The organism is Herbaspirillum robiniae (assembly GCF_002213415.1).
Taxonomy (GTDB): Bacteria; Pseudomonadota; Gammaproteobacteria; order Burkholderiales; family Burkholderiaceae_D; genus Herbaspirillum; species Herbaspirillum robiniae.
The window spans coordinates 554597-576993 of sequence record NZ_NJGU01000004.1; the positions used below are offsets into that span (position 1 = coordinate 554597).

Consider the following 22397-nt stretch of genomic DNA (forward strand, 5'->3'; position numbering starts at 1 on the left):
AAAAGCGGCGCCCGATGTGGCGCCGTTTTTCATGAGCGCTTCAGATCCAGACGTCGCCCGGCGTGGTGCGCTCGCCGCCCTGGTCGCCGGTGTTGGGCGTGCCGCCGGGCTCGACCAGCAGCAGCTTGACTTCCTGTTCGGCCACCGGCTTGTGTTCGCGGCCCTTTGGCACGACGTACATCTCGCCGGCCTTCAGCGTCACGGCGCCGTCGCGAAATTCGATGCGCAACTCACCCTCGATAACGATGAAGGTCTCGTCTGTGTCGGCATGCGTGTGCCAGATGAATTCGCCCTGCAGGCGCGCCAGCTTGAACTGGTAGTCGTTCATCTCGGCGATGATCTTCTGCGACCACTGTTCGCTGAACAGCGAGAACTTCTGGGCGAGGTTGACCGGGTGGTAGCTGGTGGATGCTGCAGGCATGGGACGCTCCCGTTGATGGAAAGCGCCCAGTCTAGGCGGCGGCCGCGGGCACGTCTTGAACGATTGTGCAGCGTCGAATAGCGTCGGGCAGCTGCTAGCGGGTGCGCGCCCTCAGCATGCGCAGCCAGGCGCCCGGCGGCAGGCCGTAGGCGCGCACGAAATGCCGCGTCATGTGGCTCTGGTCGGAAAAGCCCGCTGTCGCAGCCGCCGAGGCCAGCTCGGCGCCGCCGGCGGCCAGCTTGCGCACCAGCTCCAGCCGGCGCATCGTCAGGTAGCGGTAGGGGCTGGTGCCATACAGCGCGCGGAAGTCGCGCGACAGGCTCCAGCGGTCGTTGCCGCTGGCGGCGGCCAGTTCGTCCAGCGTGACGGTGCGCTCCAGCGAGGCGAGGATCAGCTCGCGCGCCCGTTCGGCGCCGGCAAAGTCGAACGACCTGCGCCCGCGCCGCGTGCCGGCCACCGCGCTCATGGCCTGCGCCAGGTCGTACAGGGCGTCGTCTTCCTCCAGGTTGTCCAGATGGCGGTCCATGCCGCGCAGCAAGGCGTCGATGGTGCGAAACAGGCGCGGGTCCTGCGACAGCCCGGTGTCGATATACGGCAGCGCGCGTCCGCCCAGCGCCTGCTGCAGCAGGGCCGGCTGCACATAGATCATGCGGTAGCGAAAGCCGTCGCGGTCGCCGGCCTGGCCGTCGTGCAGCTCGTCGGGATGCAGGACCATGGAGCCGCCCGGCAGGCTGTGGCGCAGCGCGCCGCGATAGTGGAAACTCTGCACGCCGGCCAGCGTGCGGCCGATGGCGTAGGTGTCGTGGCGATGGAAATCGTAGCCGCGGCCGCTGAAATAGGCTTCGATGCGCTCCATGCGCGAGGACGGCGGCGCGCGCATGACCCAGTCGCGTGAAGAATGTCTGATGGTGGCCATGGGGGACGGGCGGTGGAAAGGCGATGCGGGAATTGTAGTGCAAGCCGGCAGGCGACGGGAAACGGTGCTATTGTCTCGCGGCAATGCGCGGCGCGGCTCTTCAGGAACTGTGCCGGGTCTTGCGCAGTCTGAACGGTAACCTCATCCGCATCATTGAACATCATGAAAAAAATAATACTCGCCAGCATTCTCGCCGCCGCCGTATCGGGCGCGATTTTTCCTGCGGCGCAAGCCCAGGTTTCCGTCAACATCAACATCGGCACGCCGCCTCCGCCGCCGCGCGTGGAACGCCTGCCGCCGCCGCGCCACGGCTACGTCTGGGTGCCCGGCTACTGGGACTGGAACGGCCATGCGCACGTCTGGCGCGGCGGACGCTGGGTGCGCGAGCGCCGCGGCTATGTCTACGCGCAGCCGGCATGGCGCGAAGGCCCGCGCGGCTGGGAGCTGGATCGCGGCGGTTGGCGTGGCGGTCCGCCGCCCCGTCCGGCCCCGCCGCCACCGCCGCCGCGCTATGACGACCATGGCCCCAGGCATGGTCACGGGCCGGATCATTGCCCGCCCGGACATGCGAAAAAGGGCGAGTGCTGGTAAGCGCAGCAACCAGGCCTCACAAGTAAAAACGGCCGCAACGTGCAAGACGTTGCGGCCGTTTTTTATCGGCGCGGCAATCAGACCTTGTCCATCAGCGCCGACACCGCGAAGGACACCAGGCCGGCGGTGATGCACCAGACCGCCAGGCGGTATTGCGGAATGAACTTGGTCACGAAGGGCAGCAGGAAATACAGCACGACGGCGATCAGGATGCTGGTGATGAGTCTTTTCATTGTCATGGCGATGTTGGTTGAACGCTGGTCGCTATGATAGTGCCATTTTGTTGCCCGTGGTCATTCAGCGTGCCGGCGCCGGCGGCGTCGGCGCTGCAACGGCCGGGCCGGGCGCGGCTGCGCCGGTTGCGCCCGTTGCCGCGGCAGCCGGTTTCAACGGCGCCGATCCCGGCGGCAGGTTGTCGTCCGGGGCTTCGTCAGGGCGTCCGCCGCCATGGCGATTGAAGAAGTCGATGATGGTGCGCGAGGTGTCCAGGTTCTGCGAGGACTTGCCGCCGTTGGCGATCGGCGTGGCCGCGCCCGGCCAGTTGTGGCCGCCGCCCTTGACCTCGTAGAGCACGACGGCCAGCGGGTCGGTCTTGCTGTGATAGGTGTATCGGCGCACCGTGGTGCCGTCGCCGGCAGTGTCGGGGATGTCGCTCACGTCCGGCTTGGGATCGGCGCCGTTGGCCCGGATCCACGGCTCGATGCTTTTGGCCACCGACAGGCGCGGTATCTGCGACGGCTCCTTGCTGCCGATGCCGCCGAGGAAGGGGATGAAGGGGTCGTCGCTGCCGTGGATGTGCAGCACCGGCACGCCGGTCTTGACCGTGTCGGGCGCGATATCCATCACCGCGCTGACCACCGCCACGCCCTTGAACAGCTCCGGCGCTTCAGTCGCCATGCGGTAGGCCATCATGCCGCCGTTGGAGAGGCCGAGGATATAGACGCGCTTGCGGTCGGCCAGCCCCTCGGCGGCCAGCTTGTCGATCAGCGCGCGCAGGAAGGCGACGTCATCCACCTTGTGCATCTGCGCATAGCCGCAGCAGCCGCCCGAGTTCCAGGTGCGGGCGTCGATCGCCAGCCCGGTGCCGTTGGGGTAGACCACCATGTAGCCGGCCGCCTCGGCGATTTCGGTCAGTCCGGTGCTGCGCGCCAGCAGCGAACCGGTGGAGCCGCTGGCGTGCAGCGCGATGATCAGCGGCTTGGGGTCGCCCTGGCCGCCGCGCTCCGAAAAGTAGGCGCGCGCCAGGTTGCCTACGCGCACGGTCTTCAATGACAGGTCGACGGCCTGCGCGGGCGCGGCCGTCATGGCGCCGCACAATGCGCACAATGCGCACAATGCGACCAGCAGGGAAATTCGGTACAGGCGGGACAGTGAGCGGATCGTCATGGGCAAGCGTGTGGTCGGAACGGTCACATGGTGTTGACCCGATGTTAACGCTTTGGTCCGGATGGGGAAAGGGGATTTACACCCCTCGGCAAGACCGCCGCCGTCGCGCGCCCGCAGGCAGGGAGCGACGGCGGCGCCGCAGCGCTTAGCCGCGGGCCGGGATGGCCAGGCCGCGCACCACGGCCGGGCGCGCCACGAAGGCGTCCAGCGCGCGCTGCACGTTGGGGAAGTCCTTGAAGCCGACCAGCTCGCCGGCCTCGTAGAAGCCGACCAGGTTGCGCACCCACGGGAAGGTGGCGATGTCGGCGATCGAATACTCGTCGCCGCCCAGCCACTTGCTCTCGGCCAGGCGTTTGTCCATCACGCCCAGCAGGCGCTTGGATTCGTTGACGTAGCGGTCGCGCGGGCGCTTGTCTTCATATTCCTTGCCGGCGAAGCGGTGGAAGAAGCCCAGCTGGCCGAACATCGGCCCGACGCCGCCCATCTGGAACATCACCCACTGGATTACCTGGTAGCGCGCGGCCGGATCGGCCGGCAGGAACTTGCCGCTCTTCTCGGCCAGATACAGCAGGATCGCGCCCGATTCGAACAGCGGCATCGGTTTGCCGCCGGGACCGTCGGGGTCGATGATCGCGGGGATCTTGTTGTTCGGGTTCAGCGAGAGGAATTCAGGCGAGAACTGGTCGTTGGTCTCGAAGCTGACCAGGTGCGGCTCGTAGGGCAGGCCGGTCTCTTCCAGCATGATCGACACCTTCACGCCGTTGGGCGTGGGGAGCGAGTACAGCTGGATACGGTCGGGATGCTGGGCCGGCCACTTGGTGTTGATGGCCAGGCTCGACAGTGCGTTGCTCATATGCGTGTCCTATAGCGTGTCTTATGCTGCGGTGAATTGAGGATCGAATTCCTGCGCGAACTTCTCGAAGGCGTCGACCGTCACCGGGCGGCAGAAGAAATAACCCTGGTAGGCATGGCATCCGGCATCGGCCAGGAAGCTGCGCTGGGCATCGGTTTCCACCCCTTCGGCGATGACGCCCAGGCCCAGGCTCTGGGCCAGGTTGACGATGGTCTTGGCGATCGATGCATCGTTGGGATCGATCAAGACGTCGCGCACGAAAGACTGGTCGATTTTAAGCTGATTCAGCGGCAGCCGCTTGAGGTAGGACAGGGAGGAGTAACCGATGCCGAAATCGTCCAGCGAGAACTCCACCCCGTAGGCCTTGAGGGCGAACATCTTCTGGATGATGTCTTCGACGTTGTCCACCAGCAGGCTCTCGGTCAGTTCCAGCTTCAGGCGCCGCGGGTTGGCGCCGGTGCGCTCGATCGCCTCCAGCACCGTCTGCACGAAGTCCGCCTCCCGGAACTGCTGGGCGCTGACGTTGACCGCGATGGTCAGGTGCGCGGTCTGCGGCACGGCGGCCCAGGCCGCCAGCTGGCGGCAGGCGGTTTCCAGCACCCAGTTGCCCAGCGAGAGGATCAGGCCGGTTTCTTCGGCCAGCGGAATGAAGTCGCCCGGCGGCACCATGCCGCGCTGCGGATGCTGCCAGCGCACCAGCACCTCGGCGCCGGTCACGCGGCCGCCCTCGACCACCTGCGCCTGGTAGTGCAGCAGCAGCTGGTCGCCTTCGATCGCCTTGCGCAGCCCGGCTTCCAGCGCGGCGCGCTCCAGCACCACGGTCTGCATCGCCGGGTCGAAGAAGCGCAGCGCGTTGCGGCCGGTTTCCTTGGCCTTGTACATGGCCAGGTCGGCCTGCTTCATCAGCTCGTCCACCGAGGACTGGCGGCCGAGGAAGACAGTGGCGCCGACGCTGGCGGTGGTGCGGTATTCGACCTCGTCGAGCTGGTAGGTGCAGCCCAGCGCGGAGAGGATCTTTTCGCCGATGGCCTTGGTCTGGTTGGCGGCCTCCTGCGGATGTTCGTTGAGGCCTTCGAGCACCACCACGAACTCGTCGCCGCCCACGCGCGCCACCGTATCGTTCTCGCGCACGCTGGTCACCAGGCGCTGCGCCACCTGCTTGAGCAGCAGGTCGCCTTTCTCGTGGCCGACGGTGTCGTTGAGGGTCTTGAAATGGTCGAGGTCGATGAACAGCAGCGCCGCGCAGGTCTTGGTGCGGGTCGACAGGGCGATGGCCTGCTTCAGGCGATCCAGCAGCAGGGTGCGGTTGGGCAGGCGCGTCAGCGCATCGAAGAAGGCCAGTTCGCGGATGCGCTCCTCGGCCAGCTTGCGGTCGCTGATGTCGTGATGGGTGCTGACGTAATGGGTGACGGCGCCATCCTTGTTCTTGACGGCGGAGATGGTCAGCCATTCCGGGTAGACCTCGCCGTTCTTGCGGCGGTCCCAGATCTCGCCCTGCCACTTGCCGAAGCGGCGGATGCTCTCGCGCATCTCCTGGAAGAAGGCCGGGCCGTGGCGGTCCGAGCGCAGCAGGTTGGGATGCTTGCCGACGATTTCTTCGGCGCTGTAGCCGGTGATCTCGGTGAAGGCCTTGTTCACGCGCAGGATCTTGCTGTTGGCGTCGGTGATCAGCATGCCCTCGCGCGAGTCGAAGGCCACGGCCGAAATGCGCAGCTCGGCTTCGATCTGCTTGCGTTCGGTGATGTCGCGGCTGCTGGTGCGAAAGCCCGTGAAGTTGCCCTGCGAATCGGTGATCGCGGCCGATGACAGCGCCAGCCAGAAGACCGAGCCGTCCTTGCGCACGCAGCGGAATTCGACGTCCTCGCGCTTGCGACCGTCCATGAATTTCGCCAGTTCGCCACGGATGCGATGCTCGTCTTCCGGATGCACGATGGTGCCGATGAAGTCCTTCATCGCCAGGCATTCGTCGACGGTGTAGCCGGTATAGTCGCGCACCGCATGGTTGACCCAGCGCGGTCGCCCGTCCAGGCCCCACCAGACTTCCCAGTTGACCGTGCAATCGGCGATGGCGCGGAACTGTTCTTCGCTGGCGCGCAGCTCGGCGGTCATCTTCTGCGCCAGGCGCACGGCGCGCACGCGGGACGACATCATCAGCCAGCCCAGCAGCGCCAGCGTGATGCTCATGCCGATGCCGGTGGCCGCGATCAGGTGCTCGGCGTTGCGGCCGTACTGCAAGGCGAAGCTGTCCCGGGTGCTCATGGAGAGCGTCCAGTTGTGGTTGGCGACGACCAGGTATTCGGTCGCCGAGATCGGCGTGGCCAGCGCCTGCGTGCCGTCGTCGTGCGAGCGGTAGAGCAGGGCGCCCGGCGTGGGTTCGACGCCATCGTAGAGCGCGAAGGCGATGCCGCGCGCGCTCTCGCCGTACAGGCTGGCGATCACGTCGTTCATGCGAAACACCGCATGCACCCAGCCCACCAGGCTGGCGCGGCGCTCGGCGATGGTGCCTTGCGGCTTGCCGCGCTCGTACAGCGGCAGGTACATCAGGAACGAGGGCTCGGTCTTGCCGCCGTTTTCCAGGTCCAGCTCGATCTTGCCGGAGATGGCGGCCATGCCGGAGTCGCGCGCCTTTTCCATGGCCACGCGGCGCACCGGGTCGGACCAGTGGTCGAAGCCGAAGGGAACGCGGTTGCGTCCCACATAGGGCTCCAGCAGCACCATCGGCGCATAGGCGTTGCGGTTGCCGGCCGGGCGGATCTCATAGGCGTCGATGCCCAGCTTGCGCATGCGCGCCAGGTGCTCGTCCAGGCGGGCGGCGGGCACCCATTCCTGCAGGCAGATGGCCTGGATGCCGGAGAAGTTGGCGTCCAGGTTCAGCGCGCTGACGTAGTCGTGGAAGTCGGAGCGGTCGATCGCGCCGGTGGCCGAGACCAGTCCCTGCACGCCGTGCAGCATCTGCTCGTAGGAGGCCATGCGCTGCTCGATGCGGCTGACGGTTTCACGCAGCGCCGAGGCGAACTGCGAATGCAGTTCCTTGCTCGAGGCCTGGCGCTCGTGGTCCCATGCCACCCAGGTCACGCCCAGGCCCGTCACCAGGATCATGAGCGGCAGCAGAATCAGGCGTATCCAGTTCACGGTTTGACCTGATCGACCATGGCCGCTGCCAGCTCGGCGTTGAAGTATTTTTCAAAGATGCGGCGCACGGTGCCGTCGGCCAGCATGTCGTTGACCAGCGCGCGCCACTTCTCCTGCTCGGCCGGCGACAGCGCCTTCTTGGACATGATCAGCCCGTGCGGCACCGAGGGATCGTTGAAGCTGATGATGGCGGTCACGTCGCGGATGCGCTTTTCCTGCACCGCCGGATAGTCGAAGGGCTCCATGATCATGCCCTGGATGCGGTTGAGCAGTAGCGCGTCGTACAGCGGCTCAAGCCCGCCGGCCAGGCTCACGCGGTTCGACGCGGTGAGCTTGTCGACCAGCTTGTTGGCGTTGTCGCTGTAGCGAAAGCCGCGGATCACGCCGAGCTGGAAATGTTCGTTGCGGGCGAAATCCTCCAGGCGGGTGATGCCGGAGTCCTTGCGCACCAGCAGGTAGTACTTGTTGCTGAAGTACCAGGCGAAGGAGGCGAACTGCTCGCGTTCGCGGCTGGAGATGCCCGACAGGCTGAAGTCCAGTGCGCCGGATTCGATCAGTTGCCAGATGCGCGCGCGCGACATCAGGCTGACATTGACCTTGCAGCCGCTGCGGCGGATCAGTTCGTCGGCGAAATCCTTGTCGATGCCGGTGTCGGTGGCGGCCGAATACAGCAGGCCATGATCGTGCATGGCCAGCGTGTAGGGGCGCGAGCAATCGGGGCCGGTGGCCGGCGCCGCGGCGCTGGGACGGGACAATCCGCACAGGGCAATCAGCAGGGAGGCGGCGCCCAGGCAGGAGCGCATTGCTCGATTGCGGAAAATTTGACTGAAAATACTGCCCCCTCTTGTCCCTCTTCGTACTTCGCCGTCCTGACTCCGCAGCGAAAAAAGGGAGGGCGCGACGCGCCCTTGGTTTCCTCCACCGCCCGGTGTCTCTCTTGTTGAGCGGCCGCGACTACGCGGCCTGTCTGTCATGCATTGATCGCAGCTTCGTCGCGTATTGGTATGACCAATTGTCTGGGCATACAAGTTACACGGAACTTACTGATTTATTGAAGAATTTCTAGATCAACGCCGAGCGATGTTACCCGAGCACAATCCAATCCGCAACACAATGCGAAGGCCTTTGCAATCGTTGTGAACAAGGGTGCACAGGCGTGCCGGGACAAGCGCGAAAACAGGGCAAAAAACGGGGCAAAAACAGGATGCAGGGCGCGACGGGATGCCCCGAAAGCGGGCGCGTTGTAGGACAAGTGACGAGCGGGCGTCGCGGGCTGAAAGCCGGATGAAGGGATGAGGGGAGAAGGTTGGGCGCACACCGGCCCTGTGGCCGGCGTGCCCGCGCGCTCACGCAATTCTGTGAAGGCGCGGAGTGGCGCATTACATCAGATGAACATGCCGCCCGACACTTCAACCCGCTGGGCGTTGATCCAGCCGTTCTCCGGACGCAGCAGCGAGGCCACCGCCGCGCCGATGTCGTCGGGCACGCCGGCGCGTCCCAGCGCGGTCTGGCCGGCCACGAAGGCGTTGAGTTCGGCGTTGTCGCGCACGCGGCCGCCGCCGAAATCGGTTTCGATCGCGCCCGGCGCCACGGTGTTGACCGCGATGCCGCGCGCACCGAATTCCTTGGCCATGTAGCGCGTCATCACTTCCACGCCGCCCTTCATCGCCGCGTAGGCCGCATAGCCCGGCAGCGAGAAGCGGGCCAGGCCGCTGGAGGTGTTGATGATGCGTCCGCCGTCGGCGATCAGCGGCAGCAGCGCCTGGGTCAGGAAGAAAGTGCCCTTCAGGTGCACGTTGCACAGTTCATCGAAGACTTCTTCGCTGGTCTCGGCGATGGAGGCGTGCATGCCCATGCCGCCGTTGTTGACCAGGTAGGTGAAGCGCTCGGTGTTCCAGGTGCTCTTCAGGGTCTCGCGCACGGTGTCGGCGAAATCGGGGAAGCTGCGGCTCTTGGCAAGGTCCAGCTGCAGGGCCACGGCCTTGACGCCGGTGGCGGCGAGCTCGGCGCTCGCCTGTTCGGCGGCGGCGCGGTTGCCCACGTAGGTGAGGATGATGCCCACGCCCTCGCGCGCCAGGTGCAGCGCGGCGTTCTTGCCGAGGCCGCGGCTGCCGCCGGTGATCAGGGCGATGCGGGGAGTGGTGGTGTTGGCTTGGGTCATGTCTGGCTCCTGTCGATGAGGTGGGCGTGGCCCGGCGGGCCGCGTTGTCTTGACTACGGAGCTCAGTATATTGAGCAGTATTTACTTAATAAATTTCGGATTTGATATTAGACTTTTCATTATTTACTAATAATCGGAGCCGCGATGAACCAGCTCGATACCCTCCAGATCTTCCAGCGCGTGGCCGAGCTGGCCAGTTTCAGCGGCGCCGCGCGCCAGCTGGGCCTGCCCAACGCGACCGTTTCACTGGCGGTGCAGCAGCTGGAGCAGATGCTGGGCACGCGGCTGCTCCAGCGCACCACGCGGCGGGTGCAGATGACGGCCGACGGCGAGGCTTTTTATCAGCGCAGCAAGGAGCTGCTGGACGACTTCGAGTCGCTGCGCGCCATGTTCCGCTTCGGCGGCAAGGCGTTGACGGGCAAGCTGCGGGTGGACATGTCCAGCGCCATGGCGCGCGAAGTGGTGCTGCCGGAGCTGCCGGACTTCCTCGAACGTCACCCGCAGCTGGAGGTGGAACTGTCGGCCAGCGACCGCCGGGTCGACCTGGTCAGCGAGGGCTTCGACTGCGTGCTGCGCACCGGCACGCTGGACGACTCTTCATTGGTGGCGCGCCCGATCGGACACCTGGTGCAGGTCAATTGCGCCAGTCCGGCCTATCTGGAGCGCCATGGCGTGCCGCACACGCTGGACGACCTGGCCGGCCACAAGCTGGTGCATTACCGCCAGATGCTGGGCGGGCGCTCCCCCGGTTGGGAATGGTTCGACGGCAAGCAGACGCACTATGTGCCGATGGGCGGCAGCGTCACCGTCAACAGCACCGAGACCTATTACGCCGCCTGCCAGGCCGGCCTTGGGATGATCCAGCTGCCGCTGGTGGGTCTGCGCAAGCGAAGCTCGCTGGTGCTGGACTCGCTGGTGGAGGTGTTGCCGCAATACCGCCCGGCGCCGATGCCGGTGTCGATGCTCTACGCCAGCCGGCGCCATGTGCCGGCGCGGCTGGCGGAGTTCATGGACTGGTTGCACGCGCTGATCTTCCCGCTGACGCAGGAAGGCGGCATGAAAGTGTGAGTGCTTCGCCGGCGCAGGCTCAGGCCAGCAGCGTGCGTCCCACGGCATCGATGGTGACCGTGCCGCGGCCGATCTCGATGACGCGGCCGCCGACCTGGATCGCGCCGTCCGGCGACACCGCCAGGTGCAGGCGGGAGGGGCGATCCACCGCCGCGCCCTGGTCGACCGCATAACGCGCCGGCAGTGGGTGGCCGGTGGCCAGCAGCCAGCCGCCCAGGTTGGCGCAGGCCGAGCCGGTACCCGGATCTTCCGCCACGCCGCCGCCTTGCTTGGTGAAGAAGTAGCGCGCCAGCACATTGCCCGGTTCATCTGCGTCGAAAGCGAACACATACGCCGTCTTGCGCCCCAGGCTGCTGGCCGGCCAGCGCTCCAGCGAGCCGCTGTCGGGCTGGGCGCGGCGCACCGCCTCGGGCGACTTCAGCGGGATCAGGAACTGGTCGGCGCCGGTATCGACCCATAGCGGTTCGCCGGCCAGGTCGTCGGCCGACAGGCCCACCAGCGCGGCGACCTGCGCCGGCGGCAGCGGCGAGGGCGCGGTTCTGGGCGCGCCGGCGCTGGGCGCGGTGAAGGTCCACACGTCGCCTTGCGCGCTGACCGGCACTACGCCGGCCTTGAACTCCAGCTTCAGCGCATCGCTGGTCTGCAGCAGCTCGCGCACCACATGCGCGGTGCCCAGCGTGGGGTGGCCGGCGAAGGGCATCTCATAGCCGGTGGTGAAGATGCGCACGCGCGCATCGGCCACCGCCGAGGGCAGGATGAAGGTGGTTTCGGAGAGATTGAACTGCAGCGCCAGCGCCTGCATGGTGGCGTCGTCGATGCCGCGCGCGTCTTCGAACACGCACAGGGGATTGCCGCCGAAGGTCGATTCGGCGAAGACGTTGAGCAGGCGGTAGGCGTAGGTGGTCGGCATGGTCGTCCCGGGAAAGAAGATGGGCCGATTCTATCGGCCCATGTCCATGCCAGACAGATACAGTTTATTCGTCCACGGCGATACAGTTGCGGCCGAGCTGCTTGGCCTTGTACAGGCGCTGGTCGACGCGCTCCATGAAGGCGATGCGGTGATCCTGCGCCGAGGGCACGATGGTGGACACGCCCACGCTGATCGTGACCACGTCGGCCACCTGCGACTTCTCGTGCGGGATGGCCTCGTCCTGCACCAGCTTGCGGCAGCGCTGGGCCACCTGCAGCGCCGCCTTGGCGTCGGCTTCCGGCAGGATCAGCACAAACTCCTCGCCGCCGTAGCGGGCGAAGAAATCGCGCGTGCGGGTGGCGGCCTTGGTCAGCACTTCGGCCACCTTCTTCAGGCATTCGTCGCCGCGGATATGGCCGTAATGGTCGTTGTACTGCTTGAAGTAGTCGATGTCGAGCATGATCAGCGACAGCGGCGTGCGGTTGTTGAGCGCATTGGCCCATTCCACTTCCAGGGCCGAGTCGAACATGCGGCGGTTGGCCACGTTGGTCAGGCCGTCGCGGTAGGACAGCGCCTCCAGTTCCTTTTGCAGCTCGATCAGGCGCGCCTCGGTCTTCTTGCGCTCGGTGATGTCGAACATGAAGCCGATCAGCGCATTGGGGCTGCCGTCGGGATTGCGCACCACGTGCACCACGTCGCGGATCCAGACGTGTTCGCCGTCGCGGGTGAGGGCGCGGTAGTCGGCTTCGTGGTCGATGCCGGACTTCGATTGCGAGATGCAGAAGTTGACCACCGCCTCGCGGTCTTCGGCGTGGATGCGCATGGCCCAGTCTTCGGCGGTAACCCAGCTCTCCGGCGTCCAGCCCAGCAGTTCCTCGATTTGCGGTCCGATATAGGCGAACTGCATGGTGCTCCAGTCGATTTTCCAGGGAATCGCCTTGGTGGATTCAAGCAGCGTCTTGTAGACCGCGCTGTCGGGTTCCATTTGTGCCTTGATCGTATCGCTCATGGTGTCCTGAAAGTGAGTTGGATAGGTTTTATTGATTTGCGGAAATGTCGCTTGCCTTGTTGCGATGAGGAAAGCACGAAACATTCCAGCCGGCATCACATGCGAGTCTTGTCCGGGCGAAAGCATACCTTGGATCAATGACTGCGGCATGAAAAGCTTGGCAAGATGCCATCCGCCGCTTCACGCAAGGCTATCGTTTTTCCTTATGGCCCTATCCCCAATCGGTATTTCCAGCTTTTGCAGGCCAGGCGATAGACTTCAGTCACAGCAGTTTTCGAGACGGAGATTGTTGTGATGACCGCTACCACGGTCGAAGTGTCTGGCAGTGATGCGCCGTACCCGGCGCGGTAATGCGAGGCGCTATTCAAAGCAAAATTTTGGAGACAAACGATGGAAATCCGTTCGGCAGCTGAGCCTGTCGGATCGATGGCGCCAACCGTAGACGGCGTTCGCGATTCCGATCTGGCTGCGACCCAAGTGAGCGCTCACTCGCCGGTCCCCGGCAACGACACCGGGAACACCGGCACCGCGACAGGCGGCTTGCATACCGCCGTTGCACATACTTCAGAACCCGTCGCGCTGGCGCCCGTCAGCCTGGACGACAAATATACCGCTACCGAAGGCGCGATCTATCTCTCCGGCATCCAGGCCCTGGTGCGCCTGCCCATGCTGCAGCAGATCCGCGACCGCCGGGCGGGCCTGCATACGGCCGGCTTCATTTCGGGCTATCGCGGCTCGCCGCTGGGCGGGCTGGACGAGGCCTTGTGGAAGGCCCAGCCGCAGCTGGAGGCGCACCGCGTCAAGTTCCAGCCGGGCGTGAACGAAGACATGGCCGCCACCGCCGTCTGGGGCACGCAGCAGGTCAGGCTGATCGGTCCTTCCGAGTACGACGGCGTGTTCGCCATGTGGTACGGCAAGGGGCCCGGCGTGGACCGCTGCGGCGATGTGTTGAAGCACATGAACCATGCCGGCACCTCGGCCCACGGCGGCGTGCTGCTGGTGGCCGGCGACGACCACGGCGCCTATTCCTCGACGCTGCCGCACCAGTCCGACCACATCTTCTCGGCATCGATGATCCCGATGCTCTATCCCTGCAACGTGCAGGAATACCTCGACCTCGGCCTGCACGGCTGGGCCATGTCGCGTTATTCCGGCTGCGTGGTGGGCTTCAAGGCGCTGGCCGACACGGTGGAGTCGAGCGCCTCGGTGGACGCCGATCCTTTCCGCATCAGCATCAACACTCCGGCCGACTTCGTGATGCCCGAAGGCGGCCTCAACGCCCGCCTGTCGACCGACACGCTGGGCGTGCAGGCGCGCAAGCAGGAAGCGCTGATGCAGGACTACAAGATCTACGCCGCGCTGGCCTACGCGCGCGCCAACAAGTTGAACCGCGTGATGATCGACAGCCCCCGCGCGCGGCTGGGCATCATCGCCTCGGGCAAGTCTTACCTTGACGTGCTGGAAGCCTTGTCCGAACTGGGCATCGACGAAGCCTTCGCCGCCGAGATCGGCCTGCGCCTGTTCAAGGTGTCGATGCCGTGGCCGCTGGAGCCCGAGGGCGTGCGCGAATTCGCGCAAGGGCTGGATGAAATCCTGGTGGTGGAAGAAAAGCGCCAGATGGTCGAGTACCAGTTGAAGGAGCAGCTCTACAACTGGCGCGACGACGTGCGCCCGCGCGTGATCGGCAAGTTCGACGAGAAGGGCGAGTGGGTGGCGCCGCGCGGCGAATGGCTGCTGACCTCCAAGGCCGATTTTTCGGTGGCGCAGATCGCCCGCGTGATCGCGGCGCGCATCGCGCGCTTCCATACCAGCGACCTGATCAAGGCAAGGCTGGCCTTCCTCGACGCCAAGGACGCGGTGCTGTCCAAGGCCGTCAACACGCCGCCGCGCCCGGCCTATTACTGCTCGGGCTGCCCGCACAATACCTCGACCAAGGTGCCTGAAGGCAGCTTCGCGCTGGCCGGCATCGGCTGCCACGTGATGGCCACGGCGATCTATCCCGAATACAACAAGCTGACCACGCATATGGGCGGCGAAGGCGCGCCGTGGATCGGCCAGGCGCCGTTCTCGCAGGTGCCGCACGTGTTCGCCAACCTGGGCGACGGCACCTACTTCCACTCCGGCTACCTGGCCATCCGCGCCGCGGTCGCCTCCGGCGTGAACATGACCTACAAGATCCTCTACAACGACGCCGTGGCGATGACCGGCGGCCAGCCGGTAGACGGCACGGTGTCGGTGCCGATGATCGCGCAGCAGATGGCGGCGGAGGGCGTCAAGCGCATCGCGCTGGTGTCGGAAGACATCGCGCGCTACACCGACCGTTCGAACCTGCCGGCGGCGGTCACCGTGCACGACCGCCAGGACATGGACGCCGTGCAGCGCGAACTGCGCGAACTGCCGGGCGTCACCGTCATCATCTACGACCAGACCTGCGCGGCCGAGAAGCGCCGCCGCCGCAAGAAGGGCGAGTTCCCCGATCCCAACCAGCGCCTGTTCATCAACGAGGCCGTGTGCGAAGGCTGCGGCGACTGCGGCGTGCAGTCCAACTGCACCTCCATCCTGCCGCTGGAGACCGAGTTCGGCCGCAAGCGCGCGATCGACCAGTCGTCCTGCAACAAGGACTACTCCTGCGTGAAGGGTTTCTGCCCCAGCTTCGTCACCGTCACCGGCGGCAAGCTGAAGAAGTCGAAGGCCGGCGTGGCGAAGAAGGGCGCCGTGGACGACTTCGGCGCGCTGCCGCAGCCGGTCATTCCGTCCTGCGATACGCCGTTCAACATCCTGATCAACGGCATCGGCGGCACCGGCGTGATCACCATCGGCGCGCTGATGGGCATGGCCGCGCACCTGGAGGGCAAGGGCGCCTCGGTGCTGGACATGACCGGCATGTCGCAGAAGAATGGCTCGGTCACCTCGCACGTGCGCATCGCCGCCACGCGCGAGGCCATCCGCGCCCAGCGAATCGCCACCGGCGAGGCCGACCTGATCCTGGGCTGCGACATGCTGACCGCCGGCTCCTTCGACGCCATCTCCAAGATGCGCCCGGGCCGCACCCGCGCCGTGGTCAACGTGCACCAGCAGCCGCCGGGCCAGTTCGCCAGGAATCCGGACTGGCAATTCCCGTTCGAGGAAGTCAAGGCGCTGATCGAGGAATCGGTGGAGCAGCAGGCCGACTTCATCGATGCCACCCGCCTGGCGACCGCGCTGATGGGCGACTCCATCGCCACCAACCTGTTCATGCTGGGCTATGCCTGGCAGCGCGGCGAGCTGCCGCTGACCGAAGCCGCGCTGCTGCGCGCCATCGAGATGAACGGCGTGGCCGTCGAGGCCAACAAGACCGCCTTCCTGTGGGGCCGGCGCGCCGCGGTGGACCTGGCGAAGGTCGAGCGCATCGCGCTGCCGGCCCAGCCGGTGGTGCTACGCATGCCGGAGTCGCTGGACAAGCTGGTGAAGCGCCGCATCGCCTTCCTGACCGACTACCAGAACGCCGCCTACGCCGCCCGCTTCGCCGAGGTGGTGGAAGCGGTGCGCGCCGCCGAGGCGCCGCTGGGCGGCGACAGGCTGGCCATGGCGGTGGCGCGCAACCTCTCCAAGCTGATGGCCTACAAGGACGAGTACGAGGTCGCGCGCCTCTACACCGACGGCAACTTCACGCGCCAGCTGGAGCAACAGTTCGAGGGTGACTTTTCACTGAGCTTCAACCTGGCGCCGCCGGTCTTTGCGAAGAAGGACGCGCAAGGCCACCTGGTCAAGGCGCGTTACGGCGGCTGGATGTTCAAGGCCTTCAGGCTGCTGGCGAAGATGAAGGGCTTGCGCGGCAGCGCGCTGGACCTGTTCGGTCGCACCGAGGAGCGACGCATGGAGCGGCAGTTGATCGTCGACTATCGCGACATGGTGTTGAATCTGCTGCGCACGCTGGATGCCTCCAACCACGCGCTGGCCATCGAGCTGGCGCAACTGCCGGATCAGGTGCGCGGCTATGGTCACGTCAAGGACAAGGCCGTCGCTGCGATGCGGGAACGTCAGGCGAGCTTGCTTGCCGCCTACGGCAAGGCCGGCGCCGGCCGTCATGCATTGGATGCCGCTGCCTGAGGCCGCCGTTTAAGGCCGCTGGATCCTGACCCTCGCCAGGATGACGGCGCGTGGTTGATACGCCGTCCTCCCGGCGCCGGCCGGGATCCGGTGGCGTTGCCGTTGCTGGCAAGGCGGCCCTCAATGTCGCGCCGGCGACAACCCCATTCCCCAAATTCCATTAATCTAGACCGATATCAAGACCAAAACAGGAGACACACATGGACTTCGACCTCAACCAGGATCAACTGGCCTTCCAGCAGAGCGCGCGCGACTTCGCCGCCGGCGAGATGGCGCCGCACGCGGCCAAGTGGGACGAGGAGGCGCATTTTCCGCTGGACGTGATCGCCAAGGCCGGTGAACTCGGTTTCTGCGGCCTGTACACGCCGGAAGACCTGGGCGGCCTGGGCCTGACCCGGCTCGACGCCACCGTGGTGTTCGAGGAGCTGGCGCGCGCCTGCCCGTCGACGGCGGCCTACCTGACCATCCACAACATGGTCAGCTGGATGATCGCCTCCTGGGGCACGCCGGCCATCAAGGACGAATGGTGCGAAAAGCTGGCGGCCGGCCGCAAGATCGGCTCCTACTGCCTGACGGAACCCGGCTCGGGCTCGGATGCCGCCTCGCTGAAGACCTCGGCGAAGCTGGTCGACGGCCATTACGTGATCAACGGCTCCAAGGCCTTCATCTCCGGCGCCGGCTCGACCGACGTGCTGGTGGTGATGGCACGCACCGGCGGCGAGGGCGCGCGCGGCGTCTCGGCCTTTGTGGTGCCGGGCAATGCCGCCGGCATCAGCTACGGCAAGAAGGAAACCAAGATGGGCTGGAACAGCCAGCCCACCCGCACCATCAGCTTCGACAACGTCAAGGTGCCGGCCAGCCATCTGTTGGGCAACGAAGGCGAAGGCTTCGTGTTCGCCATGAAGGGGCTGGATGGGGGACGCATCAACATCGCCACCTGTTCGGTCGGCGCCGCGCAGGCGGCGCTGGACGCGGCACATGCCTACATGAAGGAGCGCAAGCAGTTCGGCCGCCCGATCGCCGACTTCCAGGCGCTGCAGTTCAAACTGGCTGACATGCAGACCGAGCTGGTCGCGGCGCGCCAGATGGTGCGCCTGGCGGCCGTCAAGCTGGACAGCAAGTCGCCGCAGGCCACCACCTACTGCGCCATGGCCAAGCGCCTGGCCACCGACCTCGGCTTCAAGATCTGCAACGAGGCGCTGCAGCTGCATGGCGGCTACGGCTACATCCGCGAATACCCGCTGGAACGCTATTTCCGCGACGTGCGCGTGCACCAGATCCTGGAAGGCACCAACGAGATCATGCGCGTGATCGTCTCGCGCCAGCTGCTCAACAGCGACAACCTCGACGACATCCGCTAACCACAAGGGAAGCCATGACCTACACCAATCTCAAGCTGGAAAAGCATCACCATACCGCAGTGCTGACGCTGTCCAACCCGCCCGCCAATACCTGGACGCGCGAGGCGCTGGTCGACCTGACGCGGCTGGTGAAGGACCTCAACGCCGACCTCAACATCTATACGCTGGTGGTGACCGGCGAGGGCGAGAAATTCTTCTCCGCCGGCGCCGACCTGAAACTGTTCGCCGACGGCGACAAAGCCATGGCGCGCGAGATGGCGCGCCGCTTCGGCGAAGCCTTCGAGACGCTGTCCGCGTTTCGCGGCGTGTCGATCGCCGCCATCAACGGCTACGCCATGGGCGGCGGGCTGGAGTGCGCGCTGGCCTGCGACATCCGCATCGCCGAGGAACAGGCGCAGATGGCCCTGCCGGAAGCGGCGGTGGGCCTCCTGCCATGCGCCGGCGGCACGCAGAACCTGCCGTGGCTGGTGGGCGAGGGCTGGGCCAAGCGCATGATTCTGTGCGGCGAGCGCGTCAATGCCGAGACCGCGCTGCGCATCGGGCTGGTAGAGGAAGTGGTGGCCAAGGGCCAGGCCCGTGCACGCGCGCTGGAGCTGGCGCTGCAGGCGGAAAAGCAGAGCCCGTCCTCGGTGGCGGCCAGCAAGCAGCTGATCCAGGGCGCCCGCCACAATCCGCTGGGCACCATCCTGCAGACCGAGCGTGAACTGTTCGTCGACCTGTTCGATACGCAGGACCAGAAGGAGGGCGTCAACGCTTTCCTCGAGAAGCGCGCGCCGGCCTGGAAGAACGCCTGAGGCCTGCTGCGCTCGTTGCGGTCGTTGCGTTCGTTGCATCGTGTCGCGTGCATGACGGCCATTCCCTGATCGCGTAGTCCGTGGTCCCGGCACAGGCCGGGATCCGGCGTCGTTCGGCAGACATCAGGGCGCCACGAAAGCCACTGTGTCCCGGCCAGCGCCGGGACGACGGCATGGTGGGGAACATTTCCTGCGGGCGTCTTTCTCAGACAAGACCGCATCGGCGAGTCCGTTCGCATCCCTCCGGCTTGCTTCATTAATAAAATAATAATGTTCGATCTCTTCCTGCTCCCCATCGTGATGATCGTCGTGGCCGTCGTCATCAGCCGCCAGGCGCAGCCCGGACGCCGCCTGCGCGCTGCCGCGATCATCGTCGGCGGCAGCCTGCTGTGCGCCGCGGCGGGCGTCGGCGTGGTGCTGAGCCTGCCGTGCTCGACCTTCGGCTCCTCCTTCGAGGGTGCCTGCGGCTACGGCGCCATGTTCACCGCCGCCGGCGTGGGCCTGGGCGCCTTCGTGCTCAGTTTCGTGCTGCTGGCGGTGCGCGTGGGGCGCTCCATTCGCCGCGATGCCGAACGGCTCAAGGCACCGCCGCCGGCCGCTTAGTGCCGGGTGCCGGAGGCGAGTTTGTGTTAGCGTTACCGCCTTCGGCCTTTTCATCCTCCATACCGTCGCGCTGCCTTGGAAAATCTTTTCTATCTCTCCTTTGTCTTGCCCCTGGCATTGATCCTGCTTGTGATCATCAGCGGGATCGAGGCGGTCGGCATGCTGGCGACCATCATGATGATGGTCGGCGCGCTGTTCGGTGGCGTGCTGAGCGGCATTGCCGGTTTCTTCGGCATCGTCTGGCTGCTCGACGCTTACTTTACCTGCGACAGGCTGGGCGGTTCCTTCGAGGGGGCCTGCGGCGCTGGCGCCGGTTATCTGGGCTTGTATCTGGCCGTGGTGCTGGGGCTTTTCGCCACCGCGCTGTACGGCTGGCTGATGGTCCGGGCGTCGCGCCCCTCAACCAAGCAGCAGGGCGGCAGCCCTGATGCAGTTTAACGACGAGCAAGCATGAGCATTGAATACAAGACCGACCTTACCCTCACCGTCGAGCAATTCATCGACGTCCTTTCCCGCACATCGCTGGGCCCACGTCGCCCGCTGGACGATCTTGAATGCATGGCGGCGATGATAGGCAACGCCAACCTGGTCGCTACCGCCTGGGACGGCGAACTGCTGGTCGGCGTGGCGCGCTGCGTCACCGATTTCGCCTACGCCTGCTATATGTCCGAACTGGCGGTGGACGAGAACTACCAGCGTCGCGGCATCGGCAAGGAGCTGATCCGCCACGCCCGCAGCCGCCTCGGCCCGCGCTGCCGCCTGCGCCTGCTGGCCGCGCCCGACGCCGCCGACTACTACGGCCACATCGGCTTCGTCCACAGCCCGCGCTGCTGGGAGCTGACGCCGGGCGTCGAGCTCAAGTAGGCCGTGCCGCGCAGGCACTCCGATTTCACTTCATCGATAGCATCCACAAGCCCCATGATTGAGATTCGCCCGTTTTCTCCCGAGCACGCCGCCGGCGTGGTCGATGTCATCCTGCCGATCCAGCAGCAGGAGTTCGAGATTCCCATCACGTTGGAAGGCCAGCCCGACCTGAACAATATTCCCGGCTTCTACCAGAAGGGCAACGGCAATTTCTGGGTGGCGCTGGATGGCGGCCGGGTGGTCGGCACGGTGTCGCTGCTGGACATCGGCAACGGGCAGGTCGCGCTGCGCAAGATGTTCGTCGCCGCCAGCCACCGCGGCAAGGAGCATGGCACCGCCAGCCGATTGCTGGAGGGTGCCATCGGATGGGCCAGGGAAAAGGGCGTGACCCAGATCTATCTGGGCACCACCGCCAAGTTCCTGGCGGCGCATCGCTTCTATGAGAAGAACGGCTTCAGGTTGGTCGAGAAGACCGAGCTGCCGCAGGCGTTTCCCGTGATGGTGGTGGATACGCGCTTTTATGCGCTGGATTGCGCCTGAACTATATAGAAGAGGCTGGGGAAGCTTTTCTGTCGACCAGGCAAAGGCCGCGATGACAGTGTGATGGATATCTGCCTCGGCCTGCTGTCGTCCTGACGAAAGTCAGGAGCCAGTGACGTCTATCATGCCCCGCCGTTTTCCTTGAGCGCACTGAACGCCACTGGATCCCGGCCTTCGCCGGGATGACGGAGGGTGTGATTTCGAGGAGTTCTGTTTGCCGGGCAAAGGCAGAGATGACGGCGGGCGGGATGTATACGTCAGCTTGATTCCACCCACCTCCGTCGTCCTGACGAAAGTCAGGACCCAGCGACGTTTGTCATGCCTCGCCGTTTTCCTTGAGCGTACTGAACGCCGCTGGATCCCGGCCTTCGCCGGGATGACGGAGGGTGTGATTTAGAGGTGTTCTGTTTGCCGGGCAAAGGCAGAGATGACGGCGGGCGGGATATATACATCAGCATGATTCCACCCACCTCCGTCGTCCTGACGAAAGTCAGGACCCAGCGACGTTTGTCATGCCTCGCTGTTTTCCTTGAGCGCACTGAACGCCGCCGGATCCCGGCCTTCGCCGGAATGACGGGGGGACGATTTCAGGGCTTTCTGCCGACCTGGCAAAGGCAGGGATGACGCAGGGTGTGATTTTTTTCACCCTTGAGGATGCAGGATCACGACGACCCCGCTGTCAGCCGTTGCCGTCAAAGCCGACGGTCGCTTTTCACCCCGAAATAAAACCACTCATTGCCCGCCAGCGCCTTCGGGTTCGGGAACACGATATAGCCGTCATCCGGGGCCGTCACCGCTGCGCCGCCGTGGCGGTGGCCGATGACTTCGCCCTTGGCCACGCGGTCGAAACTGGCCCACTCGCGGGTGAAGCTGTCGGCTGCATGCTCCATGTCGATGACGTCGACCAGGCGGATGATCTCGATTTCCTCTTGCGGCGCTTCCAGCGCGATGTCGGCCATGCCCAGCAGCGCCAGCGTCTGGCGGATCGCGCGGTAGGCCACCTCGGGCGCGCGCGGGTCTTCATGCTGGCCGCATTCCAGGGTGATGCCGTAGGCGCCGACGGTACGCGCGAATTCCGTGGTGCCTACGCCGTAGCCCCGGTCCAGCAGGTCGGGGGCGTTTACTTTGCCTTCCTTGCGGCGGCGCTCGACGCCGCGCGCATAGGTCGTCATCCAGCCTTCCACGATGCGGGTGGTGCCCAGGTGCGCGGCCATCTTCTGCTCGGCCTGCGCATGGCTGAACGGCTCGATGTCGCCGGTATTGTCTTCCGGCCCCAGCATCGCGAAGGGCACGCCGCCGGTGTGGAAGGAGTGCAGGTCGAGCAGCACGTCGTGCTCGGCGATCCACGGGCACAGCACGTTGGAGATGCGGTCCTCGAAATTGGCCGGGGCGTGGTTGACGCGCATGTTGCGGTTGAGATTGCGCTCGCCCTGGCGGTGCTTCTTCCGGTAGGCCAGCGGATTGGTCACCGGCACCAGCGTCAGCAGGCCGCGCTTGACGGCCAGCGCGCCGCTCTCCAGCTCGCGCAGCAGACGCTCGATGGCGCGCGTGCCGCAGGTTTCGTTGCCGTGTACGGCGCCCAGCACCAGCAGGCGCGGGCCGGGTTCCAGCGCGGCGAACTGGTGGCGTTGCAGGGAAACGGGAAATTCACTTGCAGTCATGAGGCAATGTGTTTGTTCTGGCGAAGCATCAACGATAC

At 65.6% G+C, this 22397-nt stretch carries 20 protein-coding genes; 9 read left to right on the forward strand and 11 right to left on the reverse strand.

Annotated elements, in window-relative coordinates:
- Positions 1-40: 40 nt before the first annotated feature.
- Both CEJ42_RS09120 and CEJ42_RS09125 read right to left on the reverse strand, forming a co-directional pair.
- Complete coding sequence (locus tag CEJ42_RS09120) at positions 41-421, reverse strand: cupin domain-containing protein (RefSeq protein ID WP_088750696.1); 381 nt, start codon at positions 419-421, stop codon at positions 41-43.
- A 94-nt stretch (positions 422-515) separates the two neighbouring features.
- On the reverse strand, positions 516-1337 hold the full coding sequence (locus tag CEJ42_RS09125; protein ID WP_088750697.1) for an AraC family transcriptional regulator: 822 nt from the start codon (positions 1335-1337) through the stop codon (positions 516-518).
- Positions 1338-1499: 162 nt separating this feature from the next.
- On the opposite strand from CEJ42_RS09125, the gene CEJ42_RS09130 reads away from it, so the two are divergent.
- Complete coding sequence (locus tag CEJ42_RS09130) at positions 1500-1928, forward strand: YXWGXW repeat-containing protein (RefSeq protein WP_088750763.1); 429 nt, start codon at positions 1500-1502, stop codon at positions 1926-1928.
- A gap of 77 nt (positions 1929-2005) precedes the next feature.
- Here the strand turns inward: CEJ42_RS09130 and CEJ42_RS24995 are convergent, their stop codons facing one another.
- The 6 genes from CEJ42_RS24995 to CEJ42_RS09155 all read right to left on the reverse strand — a co-directional run bounded on the left by CEJ42_RS24995 (position 2006) and on the right by CEJ42_RS09155 (position 9460).
- On the reverse strand, positions 2006-2161 hold the full coding sequence (locus tag CEJ42_RS24995) for a hypothetical protein (protein ID WP_165774412.1): 156 nt from the start codon (positions 2159-2161) through the stop codon (positions 2006-2008).
- 64 nt (positions 2162-2225) lie between these two features.
- On the reverse strand, positions 2226-3314 hold the full coding sequence (locus CEJ42_RS09135; protein WP_243397827.1) for a CE1 family esterase: 1089 nt from the start codon (positions 3312-3314) through the stop codon (positions 2226-2228).
- A gap of 145 nt (positions 3315-3459) precedes the next feature.
- Positions 3460-4167: a glutathione S-transferase N-terminal domain-containing protein gene (locus CEJ42_RS09140; protein WP_079214795.1), complete on the reverse strand. Its 708-nt coding sequence runs from the start codon at positions 4165-4167 to the stop codon at positions 3460-3462.
- Between the two features lie 21 nt (positions 4168-4188).
- Positions 4189-7299, reverse strand: coding sequence for a bifunctional diguanylate cyclase/phosphodiesterase (locus tag CEJ42_RS09145; RefSeq protein ID WP_088750699.1), 3111 nt, complete (start codon positions 7297-7299; stop codon positions 4189-4191).
- On the reverse strand, positions 7296-8102 hold the full coding sequence (locus CEJ42_RS09150) for a substrate-binding periplasmic protein (RefSeq protein WP_088750700.1): 807 nt from the start codon (positions 8100-8102) through the stop codon (positions 7296-7298). Before CEJ42_RS09150 ends, CEJ42_RS09145 begins: the two co-directional genes overlap by 4 nt.
- Positions 8103-8683: 581 nt before the next feature.
- A complete protein-coding gene (locus CEJ42_RS09155) occupies positions 8684-9460 on the reverse strand; it encodes an SDR family NAD(P)-dependent oxidoreductase (protein WP_079214798.1) in 777 nt (258 codons plus the stop codon).
- Positions 9461-9604: 144 nt separating this feature from the next.
- On the opposite strand from CEJ42_RS09155, the gene CEJ42_RS09160 reads away from it, so the two are divergent.
- Positions 9605-10528: a LysR family transcriptional regulator gene (locus tag CEJ42_RS09160; protein ID WP_079214799.1), complete on the forward strand. Its 924-nt coding sequence runs from the start codon at positions 9605-9607 to the stop codon at positions 10526-10528.
- Between the two features lie 19 nt (positions 10529-10547).
- Here the strand turns inward: CEJ42_RS09160 and CEJ42_RS09165 are convergent, their stop codons facing one another.
- Positions 10548-11438, reverse strand: coding sequence for a PhzF family phenazine biosynthesis protein (locus CEJ42_RS09165; RefSeq protein WP_088750701.1), 891 nt, complete (start codon positions 11436-11438; stop codon positions 10548-10550).
- A gap of 64 nt (positions 11439-11502) precedes the next feature.
- Complete coding sequence (locus tag CEJ42_RS09170; protein WP_079219052.1) at positions 11503-12423, reverse strand: GGDEF domain-containing protein; 921 nt, start codon at positions 12421-12423, stop codon at positions 11503-11505.
- A 414-nt stretch (positions 12424-12837) separates the two neighbouring features.
- Here CEJ42_RS09170 and CEJ42_RS09175 point away from each other — a divergent pair, with 414 nt between their 5' ends.
- The 7 genes from CEJ42_RS09175 (at position 12838) to CEJ42_RS09205 (ending at position 20698) form a co-directional block, all read left to right on the forward strand.
- Positions 12838-16536, forward strand: coding sequence for an indolepyruvate ferredoxin oxidoreductase family protein (locus tag CEJ42_RS09175; protein ID WP_420840751.1), 3699 nt, complete (start codon positions 12838-12840; stop codon positions 16534-16536).
- A 200-nt stretch (positions 16537-16736) separates the two neighbouring features.
- Positions 16737-17897 carry an acyl-CoA dehydrogenase family protein gene (locus tag CEJ42_RS09180; RefSeq protein ID WP_079214802.1) on the forward strand — a complete coding sequence of 387 codons (1161 nt, stop codon included), beginning with the start codon at positions 16737-16739 and terminating at the stop codon, positions 17895-17897.
- A gap of 14 nt (positions 17898-17911) precedes the next feature.
- On the forward strand, positions 17912-18691 hold the full coding sequence (locus CEJ42_RS09185; protein WP_088750703.1) for an enoyl-CoA hydratase: 780 nt from the start codon (positions 17912-17914) through the stop codon (positions 18689-18691).
- 270 nt (positions 18692-18961) lie between these two features.
- Positions 18962-19294 (forward strand): hypothetical protein, encoded by a 333-nt coding sequence (locus CEJ42_RS09190; RefSeq protein ID WP_088750704.1) that lies wholly within the window; start codon positions 18962-18964, stop codon positions 19292-19294.
- Between the two features lie 75 nt (positions 19295-19369).
- Complete coding sequence (locus tag CEJ42_RS09195; RefSeq protein WP_129587692.1) at positions 19370-19732, forward strand: hypothetical protein; 363 nt, start codon at positions 19370-19372, stop codon at positions 19730-19732.
- Between the two features lie 12 nt (positions 19733-19744).
- Complete coding sequence (locus CEJ42_RS09200) at positions 19745-20158, forward strand: GNAT family N-acetyltransferase (RefSeq protein WP_079214806.1); 414 nt, start codon at positions 19745-19747, stop codon at positions 20156-20158.
- 54 nt (positions 20159-20212) lie between these two features.
- Complete coding sequence (locus tag CEJ42_RS09205; protein ID WP_079214807.1) at positions 20213-20698, forward strand: GNAT family N-acetyltransferase; 486 nt, start codon at positions 20213-20215, stop codon at positions 20696-20698.
- Between the two features lie 692 nt (positions 20699-21390).
- Here CEJ42_RS09205 and CEJ42_RS09210 read toward each other — a convergent pair.
- The gene (locus CEJ42_RS09210) at positions 21391-22359 is read right to left on the reverse strand and encodes a M14 family metallopeptidase (protein WP_088750706.1); all 969 of its coding nucleotides are present in this window, start codon (positions 22357-22359) and stop codon (positions 21391-21393) included.
- Between the last annotated feature and the right edge of the window lie 38 nt (positions 22360-22397).

What these genes read in the sequence shown, in the direction of transcription:
- CEJ42_RS09205 (WP_079214807.1), top strand. Translation starts at nt 20,213, where the DNA reads ATGATTGAGATTCGCCCGTTTTCTCCCGAGCACGCCGCCGGCGTGGTC.
- CEJ42_RS09135 (WP_243397827.1), bottom strand. Translation starts at nt 3,314, where the DNA reads ATGACGATCCGCTCACTGTCCCGCCTGTACCGAATTTCCCTGCTGGTC.
- CEJ42_RS09160 (WP_079214799.1), top strand. Translation starts at nt 9,605, where the DNA reads ATGAACCAGCTCGATACCCTCCAGATCTTCCAGCGCGTGGCCGAGCTG.
- CEJ42_RS09150 (WP_088750700.1), bottom strand. Translation starts at nt 8,102, where the DNA reads ATGCGCTCCTGCCTGGGCGCCGCCTCCCTGCTGATTGCCCTGTGCGGA.
- CEJ42_RS09180 (WP_079214802.1), top strand. Translation starts at nt 16,737, where the DNA reads ATGGACTTCGACCTCAACCAGGATCAACTGGCCTTCCAGCAGAGCGCG.
- CEJ42_RS09165 (WP_088750701.1), bottom strand. Translation starts at nt 11,438, where the DNA reads ATGCCGACCACCTACGCCTACCGCCTGCTCAACGTCTTCGCCGAATCG.
- CEJ42_RS09185 (WP_088750703.1), top strand. Translation starts at nt 17,912, where the DNA reads ATGACCTACACCAATCTCAAGCTGGAAAAGCATCACCATACCGCAGTG.
- CEJ42_RS09120 (WP_088750696.1), bottom strand. Translation starts at nt 421, where the DNA reads ATGCCTGCAGCATCCACCAGCTACCACCCGGTCAACCTCGCCCAGAAG.
- CEJ42_RS24995 (WP_165774412.1), bottom strand. Translation starts at nt 2,161, where the DNA reads ATGAAAAGACTCATCACCAGCATCCTGATCGCCGTCGTGCTGTATTTC.
- CEJ42_RS09200 (WP_079214806.1), top strand. Translation starts at nt 19,745, where the DNA reads ATGAGCATTGAATACAAGACCGACCTTACCCTCACCGTCGAGCAATTC.
- CEJ42_RS09125 (WP_088750697.1), bottom strand. Translation starts at nt 1,337, where the DNA reads ATGGCCACCATCAGACATTCTTCACGCGACTGGGTCATGCGCGCGCCG.
- CEJ42_RS09130 (WP_088750763.1), top strand. Translation starts at nt 1,500, where the DNA reads ATGAAAAAAATAATACTCGCCAGCATTCTCGCCGCCGCCGTATCGGGC.
- CEJ42_RS09175 (WP_420840751.1), top strand. Translation starts at nt 12,838, where the DNA reads ATGGAAATCCGTTCGGCAGCTGAGCCTGTCGGATCGATGGCGCCAACC.
- CEJ42_RS09210 (WP_088750706.1), bottom strand. Translation starts at nt 22,359, where the DNA reads ATGACTGCAAGTGAATTTCCCGTTTCCCTGCAACGCCACCAGTTCGCC.
- CEJ42_RS09170 (WP_079219052.1), bottom strand. Translation starts at nt 12,423, where the DNA reads ATGGAACCCGACAGCGCGGTCTACAAGACGCTGCTTGAATCCACCAAG.
- CEJ42_RS09155 (WP_079214798.1), bottom strand. Translation starts at nt 9,460, where the DNA reads ATGACCCAAGCCAACACCACCACTCCCCGCATCGCCCTGATCACCGGC.
- CEJ42_RS09140 (WP_079214795.1), bottom strand. Translation starts at nt 4,167, where the DNA reads ATGAGCAACGCACTGTCGAGCCTGGCCATCAACACCAAGTGGCCGGCC.
- CEJ42_RS09190 (WP_088750704.1), top strand. Translation starts at nt 18,962, where the DNA reads ATGTTCGATCTCTTCCTGCTCCCCATCGTGATGATCGTCGTGGCCGTC.